A 12,233-nucleotide genomic window follows, 5' to 3' on the forward strand; every position below is an offset into this window, starting at 1 on the left:
CGCATTTCACCTACATAGTTTCCTCAAATATATCCTCCGTAACCCCATTCTCTTTCAATAAACGGTAATGTTTTACCAGTGAAGCGCCCAGGGAGTATTGCCGGTAAGGCAGGTCATACCTTTCGGCATACTGTTTTAACAAACCGGTAACTTCCGGATAATATATATGATTGATATTAGGAAACAGGTGATGGGCCACATGATAGTTAAAGCAACCCATAAAAAACCTGATAAACCAGTTATCATTGGTAATGTCATTGGTGGTGTACAACATATGCATCATCCAGTTATGCGGCAGGATATTCCCCTCATCGGGCAATGGAAACTTTGAACTGTTATTAGCGTGCGGACTTAACAACACCATCAGCGAAAATACACTGGCCGTAAATATCATAATGATAAACCCGGTTATTAGCTGCAACCAGGAAACAGATAGTACCAGTTTAGGTAATATGATAAGGTAAAAAAGAAAAAACGCTTTGAATACAAACAGCTTAATGTATTCAATTGGCGGTATGGTAACGAGTTTCCAGATGGTCTTTCTCTTATTAAAATAGTCTTTAAAATCGCGTACCAGCAACCAGTTGAACAGGTATAACGGATATAATAATGGTAAATAGATATGCTGGTACCGGTGAAAATATAAGGTATTAGCGTTAGGGAAAATGCGCGCGAGGTCACTTTGCTCAATATCGGTATCCCACCCGTTCACATTGGGATAGTTGTGGTGGAACCTGATATGGCGTTGCCGCCACACATAGCTATTCGCTCCCATAAGATCGAAGAGGTAAACATACCATTGATTTAATTTTTTACTATTGAAAACGGTGCCATGTACCGCATCATGAATAATATTCAGGAAGATCATAACCAGGAAAACACCCAAAAAGAAATAGCCGGTGAAAAGGATACCAGGCTGGTTACCAGCAACCAGAATGGCCATGTAAGTAAGTATGTAAAGGGCGGGAAACAGAATAGCTTTAAGCAAAATATTTCCCCGTCGTTTTGGTTCCAATTGCTGCACAAGAATAGCCACATCCTGCCGCAATTGATAAAAAACGGCTTCGCCGCCATTTTTCGAAAAGCGTGGTTTGGTTAGCTTTTCCATCTGGAAATCGCTTTTAGATCAAATCCTTTCTTAGTTAAATGCTTGTCAGGGTACCGTGTTAGTTGGAAAAGTAGGTGCTAACTTTTATAACCCTGTTACAAAAAAAAGGTTCGCGGAAAAGAACAAATTGAATGAATATTGATTTTCCTAATAACCAAAATGCAGCTCAAAGGGGCAAATATTTCCACAATTGCCCTATTTTAATAATTCATTGATGGTGGTTAATGTGTATTTCTGCTGCCGCAGATAATTAATAAGCCGGGGAAGCTGATAATAAAATTTATCGGTACGTTCAGCCTGGGTGCCAACGTGCACGAGCAATATAAACCCATTCAAACCCGATATATTTTGCTGCTCATAATTTATGATTGAATCTAATATGGATGCACTGTTCCGGTAGTTCTTCATATCAGGTGTGGTATAATCGGCATTACTGTAAGTGCCCGGCGTAAAGTTCACGAGTTGAAGACCCTTCTGTTTAGTCCAGGCCGCTATGGTATCATTATACCATTCAAAAGGGGGAAGAAAATACGGGGCCTGTTTCTTACTGATTCCATAAGCCTGCATAGCCGCATAGTTATTGTCAAGGTCCTGACTGAACTGTTTTTTTGTGACCAATAAACTGTCACGTTTGGTCCAGTCGCAATATAACAGGTGCTGATCGGAATGCGGACCCAAATATTGGCCTTGTTGTTTCAATTGTTGTATCACTGCTTTATTGGCGGCATTGCGATAAAAACGGCCGGTAAAGAAAAAAGAAGCCTTTACTTTTTGCTGTTGTAATAACCGGGCAATATAAGCAGCCCCATCACCATATTCATCGCCGGTGAACACCAGGGCCAGTTTCTGGCTGACCTCAGCACCCCTCGTTATAGCACCATGGGAAAGGGTGTTTTTTAAGGCGGATGCTGAAACAAGCCGCCTGGTTGGTTGAGTCATTACCTCTTGCCGGTCATTGTCTTTGGCCGCCAGCAAATAGATCAACGTGGCGGTTCCATCCATGGTGGGCTCATTGGTTGAATAGTCGCCATAATCATCATGATACACCACCAGGTCGCTTTGAAAAGCGGCATATTCATCGGGTTCATTCAGGGTAATACCGATGAGGTTTTTGTAAATATTCCCATAAACCGGACCATCAACCAATCCCCCATCAATAGGGTAATGGCCTATGTGGGTAAATGCCGAATGCGGGTCGGTGGGCGTATCGCCCCAGGCTGGTAAACCATACACCATACTGGTGCCCCAGGGATTGCAGCCCAATAGCCAGTCAAAACAGGCCTGCTCCAATTCGTAATACGTATAATCATTAGTTAATCCCACGCGGTAGAAGAAACATTGTGTAGCAAAAGAGGTGGTCAAATTGTTACTGCACCAGATAAAAGGGATGCCCCGGTAAAATGCGTTCTGTTTGGCTTTTTGCCAAACCCGGTCAATACCTTGTTTGTAATAACCAGTTATTTCATATCGCTCCCTTCCCTGTAATTGTAAAGCCAGTTCATTATGTCCCAGGTTTATGAACGGGTACCATTGATAATGCCTTGCTGTATCGGCCCCCAGCCAGGGTGTAATGGTTTCACCTTTTGCATATTTGTAGGCAGCGTTTAAATATTCCTCGTGCGCAGGGTCCATATTGTAGATGGAAGCGCCGGCCAGTTCCATATCATCGGTATAATTATCTTCTTCATAAAAATAGGGCGAACGCCCCGGTGCGGTTTGGCAAACACCAGGTTTTTCAACCCCTAAGGCCCAGGCCGAGAGGGCCCGGCTTTTCAGCAGGGTATCCTTAAATAACGTAGCGCCCAATGCAAAAGCACTGGCAAATTTGCCGGCGGTAGAGGCCAGCCCGGTCGACCGGTTCTTATTTTTTCCAAAACCCTGGGGGGTACTGGTGCAAAAATATACCGGCCGCTCAAATCCGCGCCCATAGAAACTATCTTCTTTGGGTAAACGCATTCCATGGTGATCGCGGTCATCGGCGATCTGGTTAAATAGCCAATCTTTTCGTGGATGCATTTTTAATAACCAGTTCAATCCCCAGCGCGCCTCATCCAATACATCGGCCCGGCCATTTTTTCCGGGTAACCCGTTTTCCTGATGCTCATCGGTAAATGCATGGGGAAAATCACGATATGCCGCCAGCAAATGCCAGGTGGCATTGGCTGAAGTGGTTACATATTGCAGGTAATCTGAGGCATCGTGCCAGCCCCCGCTTACGTCAATATGGGTGCTATCGGGCATGGGGCCATACAACGTATACCCGTCGTGCGTATGGCAACTGTCTTTTAAAAAAGGATTAAACCCACTGCGTTGCTGCCGCATATAACGCAAACAAAAATCAGCAGCGCCTTTATACACATCGGCCCCGATGTTAAATTCAGGCGAAGTGGCCGTCCCGGCCTTAATTACATAGCGGCCCGGCTTTTTAAAAGCAGAAAAATTCAGTCTATAGGTTTGCGTGAAAGGGCCATAAGCGCCGAAGGGCTTGCCGGCCTTTCCGGTAAAAACTGTTTTGTTGCTGGCTACCTCAATGATCGTAAAACCAGTGATCGCCGTTTGTTCCTTACTGCACCACACCGCCACCTTGGAATTAAATGTCTGGTAACCTAATAAATTGATCCGCACCCAGCTATTGGTTTGTGCCATTGCCTGAAAACCGGTTATACTTAACAGTAAACTGATATAAAGGGGAATAATATACTTGTTCATGTTCTGCTGCATTAGATCTGTGACGGCTATTAATTGCGATAATCTAATTGAAAGGCGCTGAGATCAGGTGAATATTTCCTTTTTCTTTTCAGCTCATATTGATAAATAATATTGCCCATCTCTTTAAAAAAGGGATACCCCGTTTCAACATACTCGTATTTATCGTCATTTATTACCCCATCGCTGTTCACATAAATATTACCGCTTACCATAAATTCTATCTTGTTCCTGAAATCAACGATATAAGCCACATCGGTTAAAAACCCGTACGACCAGCCGGTTTTATTGAACACCCGCATGTAGGAAGGAATTTTGCTTCGCCATGCTTTGAACATAAAGAATTTGGTATAGCTGTCGAAATATACTGTTGTATCGTAGTGCGGAAATTGGCTTTCGGAAGGCAGCTCACTCATATACCGGTACAGGAAAGCATAATCATCGGGCTGCAGTTGAAATCGTTTTTTGGCTGGAACCGAATTAGGGAACAGCGCAGCCTGCAATATCTGCTGCATATCTTCCAGTGGAAAATTATTATGGGTAGTGAAATCCATGGGCGCATTTATGAGGCTGTCTTCCCGGTTGTAATGCGCCCGGCCGATCAATATTTTTTTATGAAAGTCAAAAGGTACTACACTATAGGCGGGCGGTTGCGCATACAGCAGGCTGTCACCCTGCATAAACCTTACCGGGTTGGTATGGCGGTTCTCCTCTTCATTCATGGTCACAAAGCGGCGGGTAATGCGGGTATCGTGGTACCCCATTTGCCACAAGCGTTCATTCAGTTGCTGCTGCCCAACAAATTCATATAACCGGTTATAGGCATCATTATCACTTATCAGAAAGATCTTTTTTACATATTGCGCTACAGACGGCAAAAGATCAGCGGCGCTGCTATCGCGGCTCACTGTTGTTTGCCGGTAATACGCACTGTCGGTAAGCATGGTAGTGCACCGGTTAACCCCGTATGGGCGCAGGCTGTTGATCTTTTCCAGGGCCAGTAAGGCAGTAGGCAGTTTAACCATTGATGCCGGGTTAAAGTATTCATTACGGTTTACCCGGAAATAGTAATTGGTAAAATGCGGTTGATTATTTTTATCGCGGTCGATCTTTGTATAGATGAACTGGTAATGAAATGTATCAGGCTGGTTCAGGATATCTTTCAAAAAGGGCGTAGCCTGCTGCCTGATCAGTTGTTCCAACCACGCATCCGTTCTGGTTTGTGCTGTTGCTGCGCAGGTTGTTGCTAACAAAGCCGTTATTAGCAAAGTTGGTTTCATGGCCGAAAAGTTACAAACAAATAAAGCCCCCGGGTAATTTTTTACAACGCATAAACCGGCAGCACCTCACCGCAGGCTTCCGGACTTCTTCCTATATTGCAGCCATTAAATACTGCTAAAAATACTGCCATACATGAAACTCGTTTCTTATCTCAGCGAAGGCCATGACCGTGTAGCTATACTCGTAGACGGACTTTTATACGATGCCGAAGTTTTACACCCCGATCTTCCACAAAACATGAGTATGTTCCTCAATTATTGGGAAGATGCCTATCCTATGGCGCTGGGTGGAGAAATGATGATCCGCGAAGGAAAAATTCCCAGGAGCAAGGGCTTTGCGTACAATAGCAACCCTATTCTGGCCCCGGTTCCTTTTCCCACCAGCTGCCGCGACGGCTATGCTTTCAGGCAGCATGTGGAAGCGGCCCGGCGTAACCGCAAAGCGCCCATGATCCCCGAATTTGATCAATATCCCATTTTTTATTTTACCAATCACCACAGCATACAGGGCCCCGGCGACATACAATGTATGCCCGATCATTTTGAAAAACTCGATTTTGAGTTGGAAGTGGCCATTGTGGTTTGCAAACATGGCCGCAACATCAGGGCTGAAGATGCCGACGAGTACATTGGCGGTTTAATGATCATGAACGATATGAGCGCCCGCCGCCTGCAAATGGAAGAAATGCTGCTGAACCTGGGACCTGCCAAAGGAAAGGATTTTGCTACCGTGATAGGCCCCTGGCTGGTAACCCTGGATGAACTGGAACAATATGAAGTACCGGCCCGGAACGGGCATACCGGCAAAAACTTCAACCTGCGCATGCAATGCCGGGTGAACGGCCAACAGGTAAGCGATGGCAATATGAAAGATATGGACTGGACCTTTGCCGAGATCATTGAAAGGGCTTCTTACGGTGTTGATCTGTATGCCGGTGATGTTATTGGCAGCGGTACCGTAGGCACCGGTTGCTTTCTGGAGCTGAATGGCACTGGCAAACTGAACGATCCCAATTACCAGGAACAATGGCTGCAACCCGGTGATGTGGTTGAAATGGAAGTGGATGGTTTGGGCATTCTCAGCAATACCATTGTTAAGGAAGATGATGATTATTCGATTTTGGCCCGTAAAAAATCAGTATAACGGATAACCTGATTATCCAGTAGCATATTAACATATGATTGTAGACTTAAAAGACCTCACAACGGTTCAACGGCAAAATTACCTGCAGCACGCCATAGCGCCGCGGCCTATTTGCTTTGCCAGTACGGTCGATAAAGCAGGAACCGTGAACCTGAGCCCCTTTAGCTTTTTTAACCTGTTCTCAAGCAACCCGCCCATCGTTATTTTTTCGCCCAGCCGCCGGGTTCGCGATAATACCACCAAGCACACTTTACAAAATGTGCTGGAAGTGCCCGAAGTAGTGATCAATATTGTTGATTACGACATGGTACAACAAACCAGTTTGGCCAGTTGCGAATTCCCTAAAGAAGTGAACGAATTCATTAAGGCAGGTTTTACCCCCGAACCTGCTACGCTGGTTAAACCCCCGATGGTAAAAGAAAGCAAGGTAAAAATGGAATGCCGGGTGCATGAAATAAAGCCATTGGGTACCGAAGGCGGTGCAGGCAACCTGGTCATTTGCGAAGTGCTGCGCATGCATATTGCCGATGAAATACTGAATGAAAAGAACATGATCGACCAGCGCAAATTGCACCATGTAGCCCGCCTGGGCGGCGACTGGTATTGCAGGGTGAATGAGACCAACCTTTTTCAGGTTGAAAAGCCCAATACGCAACTGGGAATTGGCATTGATGCCCTGCCGGCGCCCATCAAAAACAGCAAAATACTTACCGGCAATAGCCTGGCCCAGTTAGGTAATGTGCACGAAATGCCGGTTATTGACCCTGCTTTTGACGATGCCCGGCTGAAAAGCATTTTTCAATATTATTCGGTAAACCCGGCCGATATGGAAACCGAATTACATACGTATGCCCAAAAGCTGTTGAACGAAGGCAAAGTGCAGGAAGCCTGGCAGGTGTTACTGGCGCTGAATTAGTTATTTACGGCAAGGCCGGTTCGGTTGCCTGCAAAGGGAGCCCGGTAACGGGCAACCTGATCGGTTGGTTGTGTGCCCTGTAAAGAGTACCTTTGCAGCCGCATTTGCAATTATATGAGCACACAACATTTGTCAGAACAGGAAATTATTCGACGCGAGAAATTACAGGAATTACAAAAGCTGGGCATCGATCCCTATCCGGCGCCTTTGTACCCGGTTAATATTACTGCCGCCCAGATTATAGAAAAATATAAGGGCGAAGAAAACAAAGCAGATTTTACCGATGTATGTTTGGCCGGCCGCATCATGAGCATCAATGATATGGGTAAGGCATCTTTTGCCAAACTGCAGGATAGTACAGGTAGAATTCAAATATATCTTAAGCGCGACGAAATTTGCCCCGGTGAAGACAAAACGCTGTATGCTAAAGTGTGGAAACACCTCACCGATATTGGTGACATTATAGGAGTGAAAGGTTATGTTTTCACCACCAAAACCGGTGAAACCTCTGTTCACGTAACCGAGTTCACTTTCCTTACCAAATCGTTGAAACCATTACCGATAGTAAAGGAAAAAGAAGGGGAGACTTTTGATGCCGTAACAGATCCGGAATTCCGTTACCGCCAGCGCTATGTTGATCTCATCATTAATCCACAGGTAAAAGATGTGTTCACAAAGCGTAGCCAACTGATAAACACCATCCGTGATTTCTTAAATGCACAGGGTGCTTTGGAAGTTGACACACCGGTATTGCAGGCCATTCCCGGTGGCGCCGCTGCCCGTCCCTTCATTACCCATCACAATGCGTTGGACGTACCTTTTTATTTGCGTATTGCCAATGAACTGTACCTGAAACGCCTTATCGTGGGCGGGTTCGATTGGGTGTATGAGTTCAGCCGCAACTTCCGCAACGAGGGTATGGACCGTACCCATAATCCGGAGTTTACCGTTCTGGAGTGGTATACCGCCTACAAGGATTATTTCTGGATGATGGAGATCACCGAACAACTGTTCGAAAAAATAGCCCTCACCCTGCATAACACAACCACGGTTCAGGTAGGTGATAAAGAAATTGATTTCAAGGCGCCGTTCAGGCGTATCAGCATATACGATGCCATTAAAGAACATACAGGCATCGACGTAAGCAATATGAATGAAGAGGAGCTTCGGCAGGTGTGTAAAAAGTTGAACATTCACACCGAGGCCAGCATGGGTAAAGGAAAATTGATCGATGAGCTGTTCGGTTCAAAATGTGAATCACATTACGTGCAACCTACCTTCATCATCGATTATCCGGTTGAAATGAGCCCGCTTACCAAAAAGCACCGCAGCAAGGAAGGATTGGTAGAGCGTTTTGAGCTGATGGTAAATGGAAAGGAGATCGCCAACGCTTACAGCGAATTGAACGACCCCATTGATCAGCGCGAACGTTTTGAAGAGCAGGCAGAGCTGTTGAAACGCGGCGATGATGAAGCCATGTATATCGACAATGATTTTCTGCGTTCGCTTGAATACGGTATGCCACCCACCTCGGGTATTGGTATTGGTATCGACCGCCTGGTAATGCTGATGACCAATCAGCCCAGCATTCAGGATGTACTGCTGTTCCCGCAAATGCGGCCCGAAAAGACAGCCGAATAAATAACGCTCTCTATATAGGTTAAACGAAATAACCAAAGTGGCTTCGGCTATTTTGGTTATTTCGTTTTATCATGATCTCATTATAGTCGCAAACAACATCAATTCCCTCTGCCAAACTCATAGCCGTGACTTGTACCTCAGGGTCTCCCGATGCATCGGGAGGGCTTTTACTTTATAAGAACAGATCAGGCATCAGTTTTTGCGATGGATTCACAGCATAGTGGCTAAAATCGCTAATACCCTGTTGAATTAAAATATCTTCATCTATAAAGAAATTACCGGTACACTCCGCGGCCGGGCGTTGAAGGATATAATAAGCGGCGTCAGCCACTATTTCAGGCTTCCGGCTGCGTTGGACCATCAAATCACCTCCTACGATATTCTGAATGGCAGCGGTTGCAATGGTGGTTTTGGGCCAAAGGGCATTTACCCCTATCCGGTGCGACTTCAATTCTTCAGCCAGTCCCAACACTACCATACTCATCCCAAACTTGCTGATGGAATATGCCAGAAAGCGGCCAAACCATTCTGGATTTAACTGCAGGGGCGGCGATAAATTCAAAATATGCGCATTACTACTCTTTTTTAATGCGGGCAAACACGCTTTGCTCATGAAAAAGGTCCCACGAACATTTATATCATGCATGAGGTCCCAACGTTTTGGCTCCGTTTGCTCTGTTGAAGATAAACTAATGGCACTCGCATTATTGATCAGAATATCGATGCCACCGAACTTTTCAACGGTAGTTTTTACGATCTGCTCAATACTGTCTTCAAAACGAATATCTCCCTGTATGGGAAGCACATTTCCCGCGCCGGCTTTCGCGATCTCTTCCGCTGCGGTAAATATGGTCCCTTCGAGTTTAGGATGCGGCTCAGCAGTCTTTCCAACAATGGCAATATCGGCGCCAGCTGCCGCTAAACGCATAGCAATGGCCTTTCCAATTCCCCGCGAACCTCCTGTAATAAGTACTTTTTTTCCATTAAAAGGCATAGTATTTGATTTAATAAGGTGAATCAAATTTGTAAAGCTTCTTACAATTTATTCTAATTCAGCGGCAAACAAAAACCTAAAGTATAAGCCCTGAAAACAATACGTAGTTTTACTATTTCCCATGTAATTTCTGAATATTATAAATCGAGCGTTTCTTCGCTTGCAATTCAAATATTTTAACAATATGTTTGTATACGTCAGATTGATCGATTCACAAGAACGCCAATATCCAAACAAAAACCAGATCCAACAATCCAAGGAAAAACCAAAAACAAAAATCCAGAAAAACCAATCCCGATAATTATTGGGATACAATCCAAGATCCAAAGAAAGACCGAATGTAAAAAACCAATGTTCCTGAAAACCGTACACTGTTCCTGAATCATTCAATTGAGACAAACAAAAATCCAGATCCGCAAATCCAGGCATCCTTTGAAAATGAACTAAAATTTGTACCTCCTGATGAACCCTGTTCCTTCTTGGTAAGGTTTAGTACAAACTTTTTAATAGTCCCGCGGTATATCCCGGGACTATTTCTTTTTATACCGGTAAGGCCTCCACCCTGCCCCTCCGGCCACTTTTTGCTCACATTTCCCAATTCGGGATAACCGAAGCTTAACCGAAGCTTGACCGAAGCTAGACCCTATCTTTCCTGAAAGTATTCTCTAAATGGGAACAATAAAAAAAGTCCGAAAGAAGCTGGCCGCTTTTGCGGTTTTCTTCTTCCGGACTTTGTCATCATCAACCTCAGATCCTTCAACTTACCAACCCTTCAATTTGTGGTAACTCGGTAATCCAGTCTATGGGTTTTTCAATTATCTCTTTAAAATTTGTCTTTTACCTGTTGAGCCCTGAGCGAAGTCGAAGGACTAGTGCGCATCTGTAACAATCACCGGTTTCTTCTTGAACTTCTGTAAATAGATCACCGGTATAGCGGCCAGTACAAATACGCCGATCAGCAGGTACATATTATCATAGGTCACCAGCATGGTTTGTTTTATCACATTTCCTTCCATCATCTGGTTGCTCATTTGCTGGGCCTCTAACAAGGAATGCCCCTGGCTTTGCGCCATGTGTACCTGCCCATCCCGCGCTTGTGTATAAGCCGGGTTATACTGATTAATATTTCCTATGAGTATATTTCTAACTGCGGCCGATTTCAGGTGAATGAGGGTTGTAAGAATAGCCACCCCAAATGAACCACCTAACTGACGCATCATGTTATTTAAGCCCGTACCCTGACCAATTTGTTTTCCCTGCAACCCCTGAACTGCCAGGGTGGTCAACGGAACGAACAGAATGGCCATCCCAATACCACGGATAATAAGCGGCCAGAAGAAATCACCGGTACCCGATTCCAGCGTGCTGTTCGACAACAACCAGCAGAATATGAAGAATAGAATGAAGCCACCCGTTGCCATAAACTGGGCCGGTACGCCTTTCTTCAACATGGTACCTACAAAGGGCATACATAAAATGGTTGCCACACCGCTGGGTAACATGATCAAACCTGTTTGCAACGCTGTAAAATGTAACAGGTTCTGACAGAACACCGGGAATATAAATACAGAGCCATATAAAGCGAAACCAAGCGCAAAGGAGGTAACAATACCTATTGCGAAACTCCTGTCCTTCAGGATCCGAAAATCTACCACCGGGTGATCGGTGCTCAGCTCCCGCCAAATAAATCCAATAACTGACAGGATCGTAGTGAGGGTTAGAACCGCAATGTAAGGCGTAGAAAACCAGTCTTCCGACTCCCCTTTTTCCAACACTACCTGCAAGCTGCCTACACCGGTTGCCAGTAACAGGATACCCCACCAGTCGATCGGCTTTCCTTTTGCAAACATAGGCGACTCCCGCACGAACATCGATACCAGGAAGGCGGCAATGGCGCCCACCGGAATATTTACATAGAATATATAACGCCAGTTTGTATTGTCAACGATGTAACCACCAATTGTGGGGCCAATAGTAGGGCCTACCACCGCACCCAAACCAAACAAAGCGGTTGCCATACCAATTTCTTCACGCGGCCAGGTTTCCATTAAGATGGCCTGCGCGGTTGACAATAAACCCCCACCTGCCAAACCTTGCAATATACGGAACAGGACCAGCGTAGTGAGAGAGCCTGCCTGGCCGCATAAATAAGAGGCCAGCGTGAATAATAAGATGGAGGCGAGAAAATAATTCTTTCTTCCAAAACGATCACCCAACCAGCCCGACATCGGTAATATAATTACGTTGGCCACCGCATATCCGGTTACCAGCCAGCCGGCATCTTCCAGCGTTGCGCCGAGGTTACCCATAATTTCGGGCAGGGCCACGTTCACGATCGTCGTATCGATCAACTCCAGCAAGGAGGCCATGATCACCGTAATGGTGATGATCCATTTCCTAAATCCTTGTTCTGCCATGACTAATTATTTTAATTAAACTAAAGT

The 12,233-nt window shown here is 45.2% G+C and carries 8 protein-coding genes; 3 read left to right on the top strand and 5 right to left on the bottom strand.

The window, feature by feature from the left end; all coding sequences use genetic code 11:
- Positions 1 to 10: 10 nt before the first annotated feature.
- From A3860_RS01570 to A3860_RS01580, 3 genes are all read right to left on the bottom strand, one after another.
- Positions 11 to 1,108: a fatty acid desaturase family protein gene (locus A3860_RS01570; protein WP_081144770.1), complete on the bottom strand. Its 1,098-nt coding sequence runs from the start codon at positions 1,106 to 1,108 to the stop codon at positions 11 to 13.
- 195 nt (positions 1,109 to 1,303) lie between these two features.
- Positions 1,304 to 3,817 (bottom strand): glycoside hydrolase family 9 protein, encoded by a 2,514-nt coding sequence (locus A3860_RS01575; RefSeq protein ID WP_081145149.1) that lies wholly within the window; start codon positions 3,815 to 3,817, stop codon positions 1,304 to 1,306.
- A gap of 29 nt (positions 3,818 to 3,846) precedes the next feature.
- Positions 3,847 to 5,094: a serine hydrolase gene (locus tag A3860_RS01580; protein WP_081144771.1), complete on the bottom strand. Its 1,248-nt coding sequence runs from the start codon at positions 5,092 to 5,094 to the stop codon at positions 3,847 to 3,849.
- Between the two features lie 133 nt (positions 5,095 to 5,227).
- Between A3860_RS01580 and A3860_RS01585 the strand changes: the two genes are divergently transcribed.
- The 3 genes from A3860_RS01585 to lysS all read left to right on the top strand — a co-directional run bounded on the left by A3860_RS01585 (position 5,228) and on the right by lysS (position 8,795).
- Positions 5,228 to 6,238, top strand: coding sequence for a fumarylacetoacetate hydrolase family protein (locus A3860_RS01585; protein WP_081144772.1), 1,011 nt, complete (start codon positions 5,228 to 5,230; stop codon positions 6,236 to 6,238).
- Positions 6,239 to 6,272: 34 nt separating this feature from the next.
- Positions 6,273 to 7,154 (top strand): flavin reductase family protein, encoded by an 882-nt coding sequence (locus A3860_RS01590; protein ID WP_081144773.1) that lies wholly within the window; start codon positions 6,273 to 6,275, stop codon positions 7,152 to 7,154.
- 114 nt (positions 7,155 to 7,268) lie between these two features.
- On the top strand, positions 7,269 to 8,795 hold the full coding sequence (gene lysS, locus A3860_RS01595; RefSeq protein WP_081144774.1) for a lysine--tRNA ligase: 1,527 nt from the start codon (positions 7,269 to 7,271) through the stop codon (positions 8,793 to 8,795).
- Between the two features lie 172 nt (positions 8,796 to 8,967).
- Here the strand turns inward: lysS and A3860_RS01600 are convergent, their stop codons facing one another.
- Together A3860_RS01600 and A3860_RS01605 are read right to left on the bottom strand one after the other, a co-directional pair.
- Entirely contained in the window at positions 8,968 to 9,789 is an 822-nt protein-coding gene (locus tag A3860_RS01600; RefSeq protein WP_081144775.1) for an SDR family oxidoreductase, read from the bottom strand.
- Positions 9,790 to 10,658: 869 nt separating this feature from the next.
- Positions 10,659 to 12,206, bottom strand: coding sequence for a DHA2 family efflux MFS transporter permease subunit (locus A3860_RS01605; protein WP_081144776.1), 1,548 nt, complete (start codon positions 12,204 to 12,206; stop codon positions 10,659 to 10,661).
- Positions 12,207 to 12,233 lie beyond the last annotated feature (27 nt).

This window comes from Niastella vici, assembly GCF_002077945.1.
Taxonomy (GTDB): domain Bacteria; phylum Bacteroidota; class Bacteroidia; order Chitinophagales; family Chitinophagaceae; genus Niastella; species Niastella vici.